Annotated in this window: 16 protein-coding genes and 4 tRNA genes; 9 read left to right on the top strand and 11 right to left on the bottom strand. The window is 31.3% G+C overall.

Going from position 1 to position 15,085, the window contains the following annotated elements; all coding sequences use genetic code 11:
- Position 1: 1 nt before the first annotated feature.
- From rplD to rpsJ, 3 genes are read right to left on the bottom strand one after another with little or no spacing between them, the layout of a single operon-like run.
- Entirely contained in the window at positions 2–616 is a 615-nt protein-coding gene (gene rplD, locus AJ881_RS04630) for a 50S ribosomal protein L4 (protein WP_002791636.1), read from the bottom strand.
- Entirely contained in the window at positions 613–1,188 is a 576-nt protein-coding gene (gene rplC, locus AJ881_RS04625; RefSeq protein ID WP_002779987.1) for a 50S ribosomal protein L3, read from the bottom strand. The genes rplD and rplC overlap by 4 nt, the downstream gene beginning before the upstream one ends.
- Before the next feature lie 9 nt (positions 1,189–1,197).
- Positions 1,198–1,509, bottom strand: a complete 312-nt coding sequence (rpsJ, locus tag AJ881_RS04620; RefSeq protein ID WP_002779353.1) for a 30S ribosomal protein S10 — start codon at positions 1,507–1,509, stop codon at positions 1,198–1,200.
- A 452-nt stretch (positions 1,510–1,961) separates the two neighbouring features.
- On the opposite strand from rpsJ, the gene AJ881_RS04615 reads away from it, so the two are divergent.
- Positions 1,962–2,504 (top strand): hypothetical protein, encoded by a 543-nt coding sequence (locus AJ881_RS04615; RefSeq protein ID WP_070282629.1) that lies wholly within the window; start codon positions 1,962–1,964, stop codon positions 2,502–2,504.
- Between the two features lie 110 nt (positions 2,505–2,614).
- Here the strand turns inward: AJ881_RS04615 and AJ881_RS04610 are convergent, their stop codons facing one another.
- The 3 genes from AJ881_RS04610 to rsmA are packed head-to-tail and all read right to left on the bottom strand — an operon-like array spanning position 2,615 to position 6,175.
- Positions 2,615–3,376, bottom strand: coding sequence for a pseudouridine synthase (locus tag AJ881_RS04610; RefSeq protein WP_002937493.1), 762 nt, complete (start codon positions 3,374–3,376; stop codon positions 2,615–2,617).
- 35 nt (positions 3,377–3,411) lie between these two features.
- A complete protein-coding gene (locus tag AJ881_RS04605; RefSeq protein WP_074497638.1) occupies positions 3,412–5,406 on the bottom strand; it encodes a ribonuclease J in 1,995 nt (664 codons plus the stop codon).
- Positions 5,375–6,175, bottom strand: a complete 801-nt coding sequence (rsmA, locus tag AJ881_RS04600) for a 16S rRNA (adenine(1518)-N(6)/adenine(1519)-N(6))-dimethyltransferase RsmA (RefSeq protein ID WP_002870454.1) — start codon at positions 6,173–6,175, stop codon at positions 5,375–5,377. Before rsmA ends, AJ881_RS04605 begins: the two co-directional genes overlap by 32 nt.
- Positions 6,176–6,254: 79 nt before the next feature.
- Here rsmA and AJ881_RS04595 point away from each other — a divergent pair, with 79 nt between their 5' ends.
- From AJ881_RS04595 to AJ881_RS04585, 3 genes are read left to right on the top strand one after another with little or no spacing between them, the layout of a single operon-like run.
- A complete protein-coding gene (locus tag AJ881_RS04595) occupies positions 6,255–6,791 on the top strand; it encodes a purine-nucleoside phosphorylase (RefSeq protein WP_002870453.1) in 537 nt (178 codons plus the stop codon).
- Positions 6,792–6,813: 22 nt separating this feature from the next.
- Positions 6,814–7,884: a 23S rRNA (adenine(2503)-C(2))-methyltransferase RlmN gene (gene rlmN, locus AJ881_RS04590; RefSeq protein ID WP_070282627.1), complete on the top strand. Its 1,071-nt coding sequence runs from the start codon at positions 6,814–6,816 to the stop codon at positions 7,882–7,884.
- Complete coding sequence (locus AJ881_RS04585; protein WP_002869298.1) at positions 7,881–7,979, top strand: hypothetical protein; 99 nt, start codon at positions 7,881–7,883, stop codon at positions 7,977–7,979. The genes rlmN and AJ881_RS04585 overlap by 4 nt, the downstream gene beginning before the upstream one ends.
- A gap of 13 nt (positions 7,980–7,992) precedes the next feature.
- Here AJ881_RS04585 and AJ881_RS04580 read toward each other — a convergent pair.
- A tRNA-Met gene (locus AJ881_RS04580) sits at positions 7,993–8,069 on the bottom strand.
- 135 nt (positions 8,070–8,204) lie between these two features.
- On the opposite strand from AJ881_RS04580, the gene AJ881_RS04575 reads away from it, so the two are divergent.
- The 5 genes from AJ881_RS04575 (at position 8,205) to AJ881_RS04555 (ending at position 10,212) form a co-directional block, all read left to right on the top strand.
- Positions 8,205–8,292, top strand: a tRNA-Ser gene (locus AJ881_RS04575).
- A 112-nt stretch (positions 8,293–8,404) separates the two neighbouring features.
- Entirely contained in the window at positions 8,405–9,361 is a 957-nt protein-coding gene (locus AJ881_RS04570; protein ID WP_052859149.1) for a glycosyl transferase family 90, read from the top strand.
- 138 nt (positions 9,362–9,499) lie between these two features.
- Positions 9,500–9,575 (top strand) — tRNA-Ala (locus AJ881_RS04565).
- 3 nt (positions 9,576–9,578) lie between these two features.
- Positions 9,579–9,654: transfer RNA gene (locus tag AJ881_RS04560), tRNA-Val, on the top strand.
- Positions 9,655–9,681: 27 nt separating this feature from the next.
- Positions 9,682–10,212, top strand: a complete 531-nt coding sequence (locus AJ881_RS04555) for a GNAT family N-acetyltransferase (protein WP_044779748.1) — start codon at positions 9,682–9,684, stop codon at positions 10,210–10,212.
- On the opposite strand, the gene leuD is transcribed toward AJ881_RS04555, so the two are convergent.
- From leuD to leuA, 4 genes are read right to left on the bottom strand one after another with little or no spacing between them, the layout of a single operon-like run.
- Positions 10,192–10,794: a 3-isopropylmalate dehydratase small subunit gene (gene leuD, locus AJ881_RS04550; RefSeq protein WP_052791657.1), complete on the bottom strand. Its 603-nt coding sequence runs from the start codon at positions 10,792–10,794 to the stop codon at positions 10,192–10,194. The two genes, AJ881_RS04555 and leuD, sit on opposite strands and share 21 nt — an antisense overlap.
- Position 10,795: 1 nt before the next feature.
- Positions 10,796–12,208, bottom strand: a complete 1,413-nt coding sequence (gene leuC / locus AJ881_RS04545) for a 3-isopropylmalate dehydratase large subunit (protein ID WP_079861333.1) — start codon at positions 12,206–12,208, stop codon at positions 10,796–10,798.
- On the bottom strand, positions 12,195–13,271 hold the full coding sequence (gene leuB, locus AJ881_RS04540) for a 3-isopropylmalate dehydrogenase (protein ID WP_070282625.1): 1,077 nt from the start codon (positions 13,269–13,271) through the stop codon (positions 12,195–12,197). Before leuB ends, leuC begins: the two co-directional genes overlap by 14 nt.
- Positions 13,268–14,803 carry a 2-isopropylmalate synthase gene (gene leuA, locus AJ881_RS04535; protein ID WP_070282624.1) on the bottom strand — a complete coding sequence of 512 codons (1,536 nt, stop codon included), beginning with the start codon at positions 14,801–14,803 and terminating at the stop codon, positions 13,268–13,270. The genes leuB and leuA overlap by 4 nt, the downstream gene beginning before the upstream one ends.
- Positions 14,804–15,085 lie beyond the last annotated feature (282 nt).

The following is a 15,085-nucleotide window of genomic DNA, read 5'->3' as shown; positions in this document are numbered from 1 at the left end:
ATTATCCCTCTTTTGTAATAGATTCTAATGCTGATTTTTCTATGATAACAGCATTAAATACAGATACTAAATAAGCATTTACTTCAGTTACATCAACTACATAGCAATTTGCTAAATTTCTGTAAGCTAAAAGTGTTTTTTCATCTAGTAAATCTTTAACGATTAAAGCATCTTTGACGCCAAGTTTTTTAATCACAGCGTTTGCATCTTTTGTTTTACCACTTTCAATAGCCAAAGAATCAGCAGTAAATAACGCACCTTTAGCTGCTTTATCTGCTAAAGCTCTTTCAAGCGCCAATCTTTTTTGTTTTTTATTTACTTTTTGAAAGTAGTTTCTTTCATTTGTTGGACCAAAAGCAACCGCACCGCCTACCCAAACGTTAGTTCTTGTTGAACCCGCTCTAGCACCGCCACGACCTTTTTGTCTCCAAGGTTTTTTACCACCACCACTTACATCACTTCTACCTTTAGTATGAGCTGTATTTGCTCTTAAACTTGCAAGGTAAGATTTTACATATAAGTAAAGATTGTGTGGATTTACTTCCGCATATTTTGAAGGTAAATCAAGTTCACCTGCTTTTTCTAATTTATCATTTAAAACAACTACTTTACTCATTTTGCAATCCTTATTTTACCCATAGCACCATTATAACCTGGTACTGCACCTTTAACTACTAAAATTTTGTTTTCAGCATCATAAGATACAACTTCGTTTTTAACGGTCACTTTAGTATTTCCATAGTGTCCTGCCATTTTCATACCTGGTTGAACACGACCTGGCCATTCTCTATTACCAATAGATCCGTGGCGTCTGTGAAATCTAGAACCGTGACTTGCTGGACCCCCTGCGAAGTTATGTCTTTTCATAACACCGCTATAACCTCTACCTTTAGTGTTAAAGCTTACTTTTAAAATTTTTGCTTCATTTAATGGAGTTTCATCTAAATCTCCTGCTTCAGTATTTGCTACTTCTAAAGTCGCAAATCTATTGTATTCTGCAGAAAGATTATACTTTTTTTGTTGTCCTGCGACACATTTATTACTTGCTTTACCTTTTGGATATGCTACTAAAGCCTTTCCGCCTTCAACTTCACATACTTTTGCATTTACAACTCTTAGTAAAGTTACAGCGATACTTGGATTAGTAATTGTTCTACTCATTCCGATTTTTTCTACAATATATTCCATATCTTATCCTTACTTACCCATAGCTCTTACTTCAACGCTTACTTCTGGCGCTAAATCAAGCTTAGTTAAAGAATCAACTGTATCTGGAGTCGCTGCTACTATATCTAGCATACGCGCGTGAATTCTTATTTCAAACTGCTCACGAGAATCTTTGTTAATGTGTGGAGATTTTAAAACTGTATAGCGTTTGATTTTAGTAGGCATTGGTATCGGACCTCTGATATCCGCACCTGTTCTTTTAACAGCTTCTACGATTGCTGCAACTGTTCTGTCTAGTACTCGATGGTCATAAGCTTTTAGCTTAAGCCTAATTCTTTCCATAATATTTCCTTTAAAAAGAACTCGTTAGTTAAAAACTAACCAATTTATAAAAATTGAAATGAGAGTATATAAAATCTTGTTTTCAAAGTCAAGAAATTCAATGAAAATTTTATATTATTTTCCTTTTTAAAAGGACGAAATGGAAATATTTTATTTTTTGGTGAAAATTTTAACAATCAATGAATTATATTTATTTTAAGGAATAAAATATATAATTATCCAAAAAAATTAAATTATCAAAACATAACATCAAAATGTTTTGTAAAATAATTTTTTTATATTTACTTAAGGAAAAAGCATAAAATTCATCTTTTACATTTTAACGTTTTGCACTTTTGCCTTTGGCGTAAACCTTGAAAATTCACTAACCTGCATCAATAAAGGATTAAATTCTCTTAAAGATCCTTATAGTAGAGATAAAGAACTTATTTTTATGCCTAGTTTATGATATTTTGCAATTTTATGGAATACGTGGTGCTAGAGTAGGTGCTGCAGATTATCAATGTAACATTAAAGACAAAAAGATAGTTTGCGATATTAAAAATTTTTTTGTAGGCGACGAAATTTTTATTCTTGCTTATACTGAAAATCTTAGAATTATTTACAGTAATTTCAAAGAAGATTTTGGAAAAATAAATGTCTATGCAAAAGATATTCAAATTGGCAACATTTTAAAAAACACTCTTAACAAACATCAAAAAAATAATAATTTTATTAAACTTGCTTTACAAAAATATTCTTTAAATTATGAAGGAAAAATACAAGGAGCTAAATTCAACTCACAACTTAATATCGTAAGCAAAGATTTAGAATTCAATGCAAATTTAAACAATATTTCACAAAAAGAATTTGAAAATGTTTTTAAGTATGTCAAAGAATGTGGTTTTGGCATTTTTATCTCAAGTACTTTTGAAATTTTGAAAAAATATAAAAAAGAATTACATTGCAAAAGTCAAATTTGCAGAGAAATAGAAAAAGATTTTTATTTTATGTAAAAAACAATTTAAGTTAAATTTGTCCATCTTCACATAAATTACAAAAATTTTAAAATAATTTAAAGTCTTTTATTTTAATCTCCCTTCAAATTAAAATAACCTATAAAAAATTAATAATATATATTATTCATTTTCAAAAAATCTCTTAGTTTTTCATATTCTCCATTTTCTAAATAGCGATGTTTTCCAGCCTTTAACATACCAAGATCTAATGCTCCAAAAGCAACACGCTTAAGATCCATGACTTCAAGATCAAAATGTCCAAAAAATCGTCTAAGTTCTCTATTTTTACCTTCATTTATAACTACTCTAAGCTTAGTATAACCTCCACTTGATCCAAAAATTTCAAAGTCTATAAAAGGAGCAAAACTCATAGAGGTAATTTTAGTTTTTGCATGTGCGCCTTTTTTTTCGTTTTTAATCTCAAGTCCATTTTGCATCGCTTCGATGACTTGTTTGCTCACCGTACCTTTAACTTTAAGGTAGTATTCTCTTTCTAAATCGCTATGCATTAAAGCATCGGCAATCACAGGAGAATCTGTAAGCAAAAGCAAGCCTTCACTTGCATAATCCAGTCTGCCTACACTAAGCCAAGTACTAAATTGTCTTGGCAAGGTATCGTATATAGTTTTTCTTCCACGATCGTCTTTTTTACTGACAATTTCACCTTTTTGTTTATGGTAGATTATCACGCTAAATTGCGTTCTTTTTTGTACTCTTTTACCTTTAACAAAGACTTTATCATCAAATTTAACTTCATCACTTAAAAGGGCAATTTTGTTGTTTATTTTTACTAAGCCTTGTTTAATAAGTTCATCAGCTTCACGGCGTGAATAGCGGGTGTTATGGGATATAAATTTATTAATTCTCATTTGTTCTTCCTTAAAAAGGGCGTTTTTGCCCTTTTTTACATTACAAAAATAGTTGGAACTATGGTTGGGTATTTTTTAATCTTTCTAAAGATATGTTTTCTTAAAACTTGGCGGATTTGATTTTCTAAAAATCTTGGATCATTGAGTACTTCATCTTTAACATTGATGAAAAATTGTCCTAAAACTTCAGCCATATCTTTGCTAAAAGCATGATCGTGTTTGTCAGCTACTAGCCCATAGCTAAATACTCTTGGTTTGTTGATCAGTGTTTTTGTAGCTTTGTCAATTTGTGCGATAATAACCACTATACCACTATCTGCAAGTTTTTGGCGATCTATAACTACATCATCGGCGATTTGTTTGTTGATTTGATTATCCACAAAAACTTTACCTGTTTTTACGGTTTTTATGCGTTTAACATATTTTTGGCAAAGTTCTACTTGATCACCATCACTCATAAGATAGATATTTCTTTCAGGAATACCGCATTTCATCGCTGTTTCTTTGTGTTTGGTGATGTGATTGTATTCTCCATGAACTGGTAGGAAAAATTTAGGCTTAGTAAGGGTTAGCATAAGCTTTTGTTCTTCTATACTAGCGTGTCCGCTTACATGAATTTCACTAAATTCTTGATACGCTACTTTAGCTCCTGCTTTTAAAAGATAATCAAGCACCGCAGAAACACTTGCTTCATTTCCTGGTATGGCTTTAGCTGAAATGATCACTTGATCTGTAGGTTTGATTTTTATAAATTTATGCTCATCTGTTGCCATTCTATAAAGCGCACTCATGGTTTCGCCTTGACTTCCTGTAGTTACGATAAGCACTTCATTGTCTTTATATTTGCTTACTTCATCAGCATCGATGAAAATTTTTCTATCAAGTTTGATGTAGCCTAATTCCATAGTGGTATAAAGATTTCTTTCCATAGAACGACCGATCACACAAACTTTTCTACCGTATTTTAAACCATAAGTGATAGCTTGATAAACGCGGTGGATATTAGAACTAAAGGTGCTCATGATCACCCTGCCTTTGGTGCGTGCAAAAATTTGATCAAAAGTTGGTCCTACGGAGCTTTCACTTTTTGTATAGCCTTCTTTATAGGAATTTGTACTATCGCTTAAAAGACATAAAACCCCTTCTTCTCCATAATGCGCCAAACGCCCTAAGTCTGTTGGATAGCCATCGATTGGAGTTTGATCGATTTTAAAATCACCTGTGTGGATAATCGTTCCTGCTTTTGTCTTGATCGCAAGTGCTGAAGCATCAATGATAGAATGCGTGATGTGAATCCACTCTATATCAAATTCACCTATCTCATAAACTTTGCGTTTTTCTACAGGACGAAACCATTTACGTTCTGCTTTTAAGCCATGTTCTTCAAATTTGTTTGAAATCATTCCTAAAGCCAAAGGTGTAGCGTAGATAGGAAATTGAAATTCTTTAAAGAAATAAGGCACCGCACCGATATGATCTTCGTGTGCATGGGTAATCACTATACCACGAATTTTATCTTTAATTTTTCTTACATAATCAAAATCAGGAATGATAATATCTACCCCATGCATAGTTCCATCAGGAAAACTCATACCTATATCTATTATGATTGCATCTTTATTGGTTTCAAAAACGCTAATATTTCCACCAATTTCCCCTAAGCCTCCTAAAGGAGTAATGCGGATTTTATGTTCGCTAGAATTATTATATTTTAAAGGGTGTAAGCGGCTTTCATGTGAAACACGGTTAGCTTCTATACATTCTGCAAGAGCGATTTGCCAATCTTCATTGCCTGTGAGTTTTGAAGGAAGATTGCGATTTTTTTTCTTTTTTTTCTCAGTTTTATTCTCTGAGTTTTCAGAAATTTCCTTGTTAGAATTTTGATCAATTTTTGGAGTATCATTTTCATTTTGCAAAGAATCGGCTAATTTTTTTCTGCGATTTTTATATTTATAGCGTTTATTGTTTTTTGAATTTGAGTTCGGATTTTGTTCGTTTTTATTTATCTCTTTGTTTTCGTCCATATTCATCCTTTAATTTGTCATAAATTTTAAGGTATGAATCAACGCAAATTTCATGTGGTCTGATGTTTTCTTTTAAGCCAAGGGTGCTTAAAACTTCTAAAACTTTTGCTTTATATGTTTTTAAATTTCCTAAGAGTTGTTTTCTAGGAGCTTTAAAACAGTCTTTTAGAAAATTTTTGAAATTTTCTATTTCGCAAAGTTCATCAAAATCCTTAGTTTTAATCAAACTCATCACCGCTGACATAACTTTTGGTGGAGGATTAAAACATTGTGGATCAACATCAAAAAGTATTTTTCTTTCGCAAATCATTGCACTTAAAACACCTAAGGAAGAAAACTCACTATTTCCTTCTTTAGCGCAGAATTTTTCAGCCATTTCTTTTTGCACCATTACAATAAGCCCTAGACAATTTTTATCTTCTAAAGCTTTTAATATAATGTGACTTGCAACATAATAAGGCAAATTTGCAACCAAAAAATATGGTTTTTCATCAAGACTAGGATTAAAAGCTTCGCTTGCGTCTTGATGGATCAAGTTAAATTTTCCACATTCAAGTTCTTTTTGAAATTTCTTTTTTAAAATAGGTATGAGATCATTATCGATTTCATAAGCTTTTACTTGAGAAATTTTTAAAAGTTCTTGCGTTAAATCACCTAAGCCAGGCCCAATCTCAATGATATTGTTCATCTCTTTGGGTATGGCTTGGATGATTTTTGCTAATACGCTTTTATCGATTAAAAAATTTTGTCCGTATTGTTTTTTTGCTTTAACCATAAGAAATAATTTTATCTAAAAATTCTTAATTAAGTCTTTTTAGGTAGAATTATTTTTGTAAAATTTCATAAGGATCAAAATGATTGTTTGTGCGGGTGGAAATGAAAATTTTTCTTTTGCAAAAGCTATAGGTATAGGTTTGGTTGAATCAGCTTTTCATTTGGGTCAACTTTGCTTAAAAGAAAAACCATCAAAACTCATATTTATAGGAACTTGTGGGCTTTATGATAAGGGGGAAATTTTAGAAATTTATAGAAGTTCATGTGCTTTTAATGTAGAATTTTCTAAAATTTCACATGCTTTTTATACTCCTGCAAAATATGAAATTTGCTTAGAAAAAGAAAATGTTTCTCGTGAAACAATCAAAATCAATTCTTCAAATTACATTTGTCAAAATTCAAAAGCAGCAAAAGAATTTTCGAAATTAGGTTTTTTTGCAGAAAATATGGAAGCTTTTTCTGTTTTAAGTGTAGCTAAAAATTTAAATATTGATGCAGAGTGTATTTTATGCGCAACAAATTTTTGTAATGAAAACGCTCACGAAGATTTTATAAAAAATCATCAAAAGGCAAAAGAAAAATTAGAAGAATACTTAAAAAAATATCATTATATTTAAAAATTCAAAAAGGAAAATAATTTTGAAAGAGCTTGTTAATATTTTAGATTTTTTACCTGAAGAATTAGGAGAAAAAATCAAACCGATGTTTCGCGTGAAACAAATTTATCAATGGATTTATCAAAAATACGCCAATGATTTTTCCGATATGTCAAGTTTACCAAAAGATCTACGTTTAGAACTTGCGCAAAATTTTCATTTTTCTCCTGTAAAATGCGTTAAAAATGAGCAAAGCAAAGATGGAAGTATAAAATATCTTTTTGAACTTATCGATGGTTTAAGGGTAGAAAGTGTGCTTTTGCCTATGAAAGAAGAAAAAATAGACACAGAAGGCAAAAGAATTTCTCATGCGAGATATACTATCTGTGTTTCTTCTCAAGTAGGTTGTAAAAGCGGATGTAGTTTTTGTCTTACTGCCAAGAGTGGTTTGAAAAGAAATTTAAGTGCAGGTGAGATAGTCGGACAAATTTTATGGATAAAGAAACAAAACAATATCCCTTATGAACGCCGTGTAAATATAGTATATATGGGTATGGGCGAGCCTTTGGATAATCTTAAAAATGTTTCTAAAGCGGTAAAAATTTTAGCGCAAAATGAGGGGCTTGCCATAAGTCCTCGCCGTCAAACCATCAGCACTAGCGGTTTAGCAAAACAAATCAAAGAATTAGGTCAAATGAATTTAGGTGTTTTACTTGCTATATCATTGCATGCGGTTAATGATGAGCTTCGAACTGAGCTTATGCCTATCAATAAAGCTTATAATATCGCTGCGATTATGGATGCGGTGCGTGAATTTCCTATAGATCAAAGAAAAAGGGTAATGTTTGAATATCTTTTAATTGATGGTATCAATGATAAGCTTGAACACGCTAAAGAATTAGTCAAGCTTTTAAACGGCATTAAAGCTAAAGTGAATTTAATACTCTTTAATCCACATGAAGGAAGTTTATATAAACGCCCTAGTTTAGAAAATGCGATTAAATTCCAAGATTTACTCAGTAATAAAGGTGTAACTTGCACTATAAGAGAAAGTAAAGGGCTTGACATTTCAGCTGCTTGTGGACAGCTTAAAGAAAGGGCAAAAGAACAATGACAATGTTAGATATTTTTGAAATCGTTTTTATAACAGCTGTTGTGATTATAGGTTTTGGTGGAATTGTTTTTGTAGTAACAAAAGAAAAAAAATAATTATTACATTTAATGGTGTCAAGGGGGAGACTTGAACTCCCGACCTCCGGCTTATGAGACCAGCGCTCTAACCAGCTGAGCTACCCTGACTAAAAATAAAAATATAATTATACTACTTTTTACTAAAAATTTTCTGATTTTTTTAAAAAATAATTTTATTTTCAATATTTAAAAAATTTCTTTATTTTTAAAGCTTTTATAGATATAATGAACGCTTTATTTCATAGACAGGTGTCCGAGCGGTTGAAGGAGCACGCCTGGAACGCGTGTAAAGTGCAAGCTTTCGAGGGTTCGAATCCCTTCCTGTCTGCCATTCTTATTTTTAATATTTAAAAATTATTGTTTTGTCAAAAGTTATTTTATTGTTTACAAATTCTTAAATTTTTGATAAAATATTAAAAATTTTATTTATTAGGTTTTTTATAATGCTACAATCAAGACTTTTGATGAATTTAAAAGGAATAGGAATATCTTTTATACCAAGATATTTTTTTCAAATAAATTTAGATAAAATTTTTAATGATATTTTAAAATACAATATTAAAGACTTAGAAGAAATACAAACTCGAGTTAAATATTATAATCAAATAAATGAATTTTTTACACCTACAGCAAAGGAAAAAATAGGAAAATTTCCTTTTAAAGACACCTCTTATGCTTTTGATGCTTATGAAATCAGTAAATACTTTAAAGATGAATTTTTATGGAATAAAGAATTTGGCGATGTAAGACATACTTTTAAAGAAGCAACTATTTGCAAATCAAGATCTTTGGAAAATAATATAAATAATATTTTATTAAAACTTGATAAAAATAGGCATTTTTGCTTTTTAAAAGATAACATAAACTATGAAAATAAAAAGGATATAGCAATATTTAGAGGAGCAGTATTTCAAAAACATAGAAAAGAATTTTTTGATTCTTATTTTGGTAGAACTTTTTGCGATATAGGAGATACTTCAAAACAATCTAGCCAATGGAAAAAAAACTTTTTAAATAAAAAAGAACAAATGAAGTATAAATTTATAATTTCTTTAGAGGGTAACGATGTAGCAAGCAACTTAAAATGGGCTATGAATTCTAATTCTTTAGTTTTAGCTCCAAAAATAACTTGCGAAACTTGGTTTATGGAAGGAACTTTAAAACCAAATTATCACTTTGCTTTGATTGATAATGAGAATTTGTCAGCAGTAATTGAATATTTTAAAAGTCGCCCAAAAGATGCATTGGAAATTATTAATAATGCTCATCAATATATTAAGAAATTTTTAGATAAGAAAAAAGAATTCCATATAGGAATTTTGGTTTTGACCAAATATTTTTATTATTCTAGACAACTTGAACTTAACAAAAAAAGAGATATTTTAGAATTAATCAAATAGTAAAATTACTCTCATTAATTCTCTAATTTTTCATAAAAATAAATCTTTTTATACATATATTACATCATAAATTAAAAATTTGATTTTAGTTTTCAGCCAAAAACAAGTAATATTGCGATAAAATCTCAGACTTATAAAGGGGCATTAGCTCAGCTGGGAGAGCACAACGCTGGCAGCGTTGGGGTCAGCGGTTCGAACCCGCTATGCTCCACCATATGGTTCCGTAGCTCAGCTGGTAGAGCACTACCTTGACATGGTAGTGGCCGTTGGTTCAAGTCCAATCGGAGCCACCATCACCCTTCCTTATACAAAGGATTATCATGCAAAACACTATCATACAAAAAGCCATCCATAAAGATTTAAATTCTATACTTGAAATCACAAAAGATGCTTTAAATGCTATGAAAGCTATGAATTTTCACCAATGGGATGAGAATTATCCCAATGAAATAGTTTTTCAAGAAGATATACAAGCACAAGAACTTTATGTGTTTAAAGAAAATGATGAAATTTTAGGCTTTATCTGTATCAATGAAAAATTTGAACCTGAATTTTATAAACAAGTTATTTTTAACAAAAATTATGATGATAAAGCCTTTTATCTACACCGTTTAGCCGTCAAACAAAAGGCAAAGGGCAAAGGCGTAGCACAAAAACTTTTAAATTTTTGCGAAAATTTTGCCTTGGAAAATCACAAGGCAAGTTTAAGAGCAGATACTCATAGTAAAAATTTTCCTATGAATTCGCTTTTTAAAAAGCTCGATTTTAATTTTTGTGGAAATTTTGACATACCCAATTACCAAGATCCTTTTTTAGCTTATGAAAAAATTCTAAACCAAAAAGCTTTTTGAGTTTTTCTCATAGGCTTTGATTTGTGCTTCATGTTTTAAAGTTAAAGCTATATTATCAAGTCCTTCCAAAAGACAAATTCTGTGAAAATCATCTAAATCAAAAGAAAAAATCTTATCTTTAAAAAATACTCTTTTTTCCAACAAAGAAATTTCTATATTTTTATCTTGGGATTTTTTTAACTCATCAACTATTTCCAAAACCTCATCTTTAGCAAGTTCTATGGTAAGTAAACCATTTCCTAAGGCATTGTTTTTAAAAATATCCGCAAAAGAAGGTGCGATAATAGCTCTAATACCATAATCAACCAAAGCCCAAGGCGCATGCTCTCTTGAAGAGCCACTACCAAAATTTTCAAAACTCACCAAAATAGAGCTATTTTGATATTCTTTTTTGTTAAGATTAAAATCCATATTTAAAACACTTTCTTTATCATCTAAATAACGCAAATCATGGAACAAATGCCTACCAAAACCTTGCTTAGACACTGCAAGTAAAAATTGTTTAGGTATAATTTGATCTGTATCTATGTTAGCATATTCTAAAGGACAAGCTATACCTTTATGTATAATAAATTTTTGCATATTAAACTCCTAAATACTTTCTATTATCACAAATAACACCTTCTATGGCACAAGCTGCCGCACTTGCAGGACTCATCAAATGAGTGATAGAACCTTTACCTTGTCTGCCTACAAAGTTACGATTTGAAGTTGAAGCAACTCTTTGACCTGAATTTGCTTTGTCATCATTCATACCAAGACACATAGAACACCCTGCATATCTCCACTCACACCCTGCCTCGATAAAAATCTTATCAAGTCCTAAATTTTCAGCTTCTTTTCTTACTTGCATTGAACCAGGCACGATTAAAGCTTTAACATTTTTATGAATTTTGCGCCCTTTTAAGATATCTGCGGCTATTTTAAGATCTTCTAAACGCCCATTTGTGCAAGATCCTATAAATACAATGTCGATTTTTACCCCTTCTATAACTTGATCTTGCTCTAAATTTACATAAGATAAAGCATCAAGTAAAGATTTTTGCTCACTTTGATTTTTAAAATCACTTATTTTTGGAATTTTTTCATCTATGCCAATCACTTGCGAAGGATTTGTTCCATAGCTAATTTGTGGTTGTATCTTGCTTACATCTAGAGTAATACTCTCATCATATTTTGCTCCTTCATCACTTCTTAAACTCTTCCAATACTCACAATACTTTTGAAATTCTTCTCCTTTAGGTGCAAATTCCTTTCCCTTAATATACTCAAAAGTGATCTCATCAGGAGCTATCATACCTACTTTCGCTCCAAATTCTATAGCCATATTACAAAGAGTCATTCTAGCTTCCATACTTAAATTTCTTATAAGTTCTCCGCAAAATTCTATAGCATAGCCCGTGCCTTTTGCCGTGCCGTATTGTGCGATCAAATACAAAATCAAATCCTTAGCATAAACACCTTTTTGAAACTGCCCTTTACATTCGATTTTCATAGTTTTAAGTTTGACTTGTTTTAAAGTTTGCGTTGCCATGACATGCTCTACTTCACTCGTGCCTATACCAAAGGCTAAAGCTCCAAAAGCCCCATGTGTTGCCGTATGAGAATCCCCACAAACTAAAGTAACTCCAGGCAAAGTAAAGCCAAGCTCAGGACTTACTATATGAACTATGCCTTGATTTTTATCTCCAAGTCCTAAAAGCCTTACTCCAAATTCCTTAGTATTTTGCATCAAAGTTGTAATTTGCTCTTTTGCCATATCAGAGCAAGCATTTAAATCCACACTTTTAGTTGAAACATCATGATCTATAGTAGCTAAAGTTAAATCCGCTCTTGCCATTCTACGCTTAGCCATTTTAAGCCCTGAAAATGCTTGAGGACTTGTTACTTCATGGATTAAATGCCTATCGATATAAAGTATAGGAAGTTCGTTTTTGCCTTCATAAACCACATGAGCATCAAAGACTTTTTCATATAAAGTTTTAGCCATTATTATTCTCCTTTAAAATTTCTAAAATACAATCCCCCATTTCATCAGTATTTAAATACGACTTAGCATTTAAATCCTTAGTCATTTTTCCTTGTGCCAATGCCAAAGATATAGCATTTTCTATATCCTGTGCGGCTTGTTCTTCTTTGAAACTATACTTTAACATCAAAGCCGCACTTAAAATTTGAGCTATGGGATTGGCTATATTTAAATGAGCTATATCAGGCGCACTTCCACCTGCTGGCTCATAAAGTCCAAAACCTTTATCGTTTAAACTTGCTGAACTTAACAAACCTAAAGATCCATTAATGGCAGCTAACTCATCACTCAAAATATCACCGAAAAGATTTGAACAAAGCATAACATCAAAAATGCTAGGATTTTTTACAATCTGCATCGCAGCATTATCCACATACATGTACTCTAAGTTTATATCTTGATAATCTTTTGCAACATTTGCCACCACTTCTCGCCATAAAATAGAACTTGCTAAAACATTCGCCTTGTCGATTAAATGCACTTTTTTCTTTCTTATTCTTGCACTTTCAAAAGCGATATGAGCTATCCTTTCTATCTCTTTTTTAGTGTAAATTTCAGTATCATACGCACTTTCTTTGCCTAAATCTTGCTTACCAAAATAAATCCCACCTGTAAGTTCTCTAACACATAAAATATCCACTCCTTTTTGGATAATCTCATTTTTTAAAGGTGAAACATGAGTTAAACTTTCATAAATTTTACAAGGACGCAAATTTGCAAACAAATTAAAATGCTTTCTTAAAGGCAAAAGCGAGGCTCTTTCAGGTCTTTGATCTATGGGCAAATTATCCCACTTAGGTCCACCCACAGAACCAAATAAAATCGCATCACTTTGCTCACAAAGCTTTAAAGTTTCATCACTTAAAGCCACTCCATAAGCATCTATACTTGCACCACCTATTTTAGCTTCGTTAAATTCAAAATTAAAATTGTATTTTTGCTCAATAAAAGTTAAAATTTTTAAAGCTTCTTTCATTACCAAAGGTCCTATACCATCTCCTGCTAGGATAGCTACTTTATAAGTTTTCATGCCATTTTCCTTTCTTCTACTTTTAAAGAGCGATAAATCGCATTGTAAGCACTCACAAAAGCCTGCGCTGAAGCTTCTATAACATCTGTTGAAAGTCCTTTTCCATGGAATTTTCTCCCTTTAAATTCCAAATCTACATCCACTTGTCCTTGAGCATCTACCCCTGAACTTTTTGCATTGATACTATAAGCTTTTAGCACAGGCTTTAAATTTGTTATCCTAGCAATACAATTAAAAACTGCTTCAACAGGACCATTTCCTGTGCAAGCTTCAGTTTTTAGCTCTTCTTTGATACGCATACAAACACAAGCTGTTGGGATATTGCCACTAATCACGCTTAATTTTTCAAGTATAAATTCATTTTCTTCTTCATTTTCATAGCTTAAAAACATCAAAGCTTCCAAATCATAATCATACACTTGACCCTTTTTATCCGCAAGGCGTAAAAAACGCTCATAAACATCATCTAAATTATAAGTATTTTCATCATAGCCTAAATTTTCAAGGCAAGTTTTTATCATAGCTCTTCCGCTTCTTGCCGTCATTAACATACGATTTTCATGAATTCCTATAGCACTAGGGCTTATGATCTCGTAAGTTTGCCTATTTTTAAGCACTCCATCTTGATGAATGCCAGAACTATGAGAAAACGCATTGCTACCCACTATAGCTTTATGCGAAGGTATGCTTTCATTAGTAATAGCTGAAACTAATTTTGAAGTTTTAGAGATATTTTCACATTTAATATCAGTATAAAAACCTTTTAAATAATCTTTCCTAGTTTTTATTGCCATAACCACTTCTTCTAAAGCACAATTGCCCGCCCTTTCACCAAGTCCATTTATAGTGCACTCTATCTGTCTTGCACCTTGTAAAATAGCACTTAAGCTATTACCCGTTGCCATACCTAAGTCATTGTGACAATGCACAGAAATGATAGCTTTGTCTATATTTGGCACTTTGTTAAATAAAATTTTGATGATATTAGCAAATTCACTTGGCAAGGTATAGCCCACAGTATCTGGGATATTTATAGTTTTAGCACCTGCTTTTATCGCATTTTCCACCATAAAACAAAGATTATCTATAGGAGTTCTTCCTGCATCTTCGCATGAAAATTCTACATCATCAGTATAAGATCTTGCTCTTATAATCGCTCTTTTTGCCATAGACAAAATTTCATCAAAATCTTTTTTTAATTTATCTTGTATATGCAAAGTCGAAGTGGCTATAAAAGTATGAATTCTAAAATGCTTTGCCACTTTTAAAGCTTCATAAGCCATATCTATATCTTTATCCAATGCCCTAGAAAGCGCACAAATAGTTGAGTTTTTAACCTTAGAAGCGATCTTTTGTACCGCTTTAAAATCCCCTTGTGAAGATACCGGAAAACCTGCTTCTATAATATCTACGCCTAAATTTTCAAGCGCTAAAGCGATTTGTAATTTTTGATTGATACCTAAAGAACTGCCTAAAGCTTGTTCTCCATCACGCAAAGTGGTATCAAAGATTATGATTTTATTATCTTTCATGATTTAATCCTTTAAAACCAAACAAACTAAATGAATTTAAAAAAATTCAAAAACTTGACAACAATGATAAAAACTTAAAAATATAAAAAATGATTAAAAATAAAATTGAGTTTTAAAGTGAGAGTTGCAGTAGTAGATTAAAAGTATCTTTACTTTTTTGTTGGACTGAATTTGAAATTTTAAAAATTTGTTTCATCTTTTCCTCCTTTGTTAAAATTAATTCCTAATGTATCATATTTTTAGTAAATGTGTTTGTAAAATTCTTAAATTAAGAAAATTATT

Origin of the sequence: Campylobacter sp. BCW_6460, from assembly GCF_001762705.1 — a bacterium.
Lineage (GTDB): Bacteria > Campylobacterota > Campylobacteria > Campylobacterales > Campylobacteraceae > Campylobacter_D > Campylobacter_D jejuni.
Note: the sequence above shows the minus strand (reverse complement) of the source record. Positions and strands in the feature narration are given on the sequence as shown.

What these genes read in the sequence shown, in the direction of transcription:
- rplD (WP_002791636.1), bottom strand. Translation starts at nt 616, where the DNA reads ATGAGTAAAGTAGTTGTTTTAAATGATAAATTAGAAAAAGCAGGTGAA.
- rplC (WP_002779987.1), bottom strand. Translation starts at nt 1,188, where the DNA reads ATGGAATATATTGTAGAAAAAATCGGAATGAGTAGAACAATTACTAAT.
- rpsJ (WP_002779353.1), bottom strand. Translation starts at nt 1,509, where the DNA reads ATGGAAAGAATTAGGCTTAAGCTAAAAGCTTATGACCATCGAGTACTA.
- AJ881_RS04610 (WP_002937493.1), bottom strand. Translation starts at nt 3,376, where the DNA reads ATGAGAATTAATAAATTTATATCCCATAACACCCGCTATTCACGCCGT.
- AJ881_RS04605 (WP_074497638.1), bottom strand. Translation starts at nt 5,406, where the DNA reads ATGAATATGGACGAAAACAAAGAGATAAATAAAAACGAACAAAATCCG.
- rsmA (WP_002870454.1), bottom strand. Translation starts at nt 6,175, where the DNA reads ATGGTTAAAGCAAAAAAACAATACGGACAAAATTTTTTAATCGATAAA.
- AJ881_RS04595 (WP_002870453.1), top strand. Translation starts at nt 6,255, where the DNA reads ATGATTGTTTGTGCGGGTGGAAATGAAAATTTTTCTTTTGCAAAAGCT.
- AJ881_RS04585 (WP_002869298.1), top strand. Translation starts at nt 7,881, where the DNA reads ATGACAATGTTAGATATTTTTGAAATCGTTTTTATAACAGCTGTTGTG.
- AJ881_RS04570 (WP_052859149.1), top strand. Translation starts at nt 8,405, where the DNA reads ATGCTACAATCAAGACTTTTGATGAATTTAAAAGGAATAGGAATATCT.
- AJ881_RS04555 (WP_044779748.1), top strand. Translation starts at nt 9,682, where the DNA reads ATGCAAAACACTATCATACAAAAAGCCATCCATAAAGATTTAAATTCT.
- leuD (WP_052791657.1), bottom strand. Translation starts at nt 10,794, where the DNA reads ATGCAAAAATTTATTATACATAAAGGTATAGCTTGTCCTTTAGAATAT.
- leuB (WP_070282625.1), bottom strand. Translation starts at nt 13,271, where the DNA reads ATGAAAACTTATAAAGTAGCTATCCTAGCAGGAGATGGTATAGGACCT.
- leuA (WP_070282624.1), bottom strand. Translation starts at nt 14,803, where the DNA reads ATGAAAGATAATAAAATCATAATCTTTGATACCACTTTGCGTGATGGA.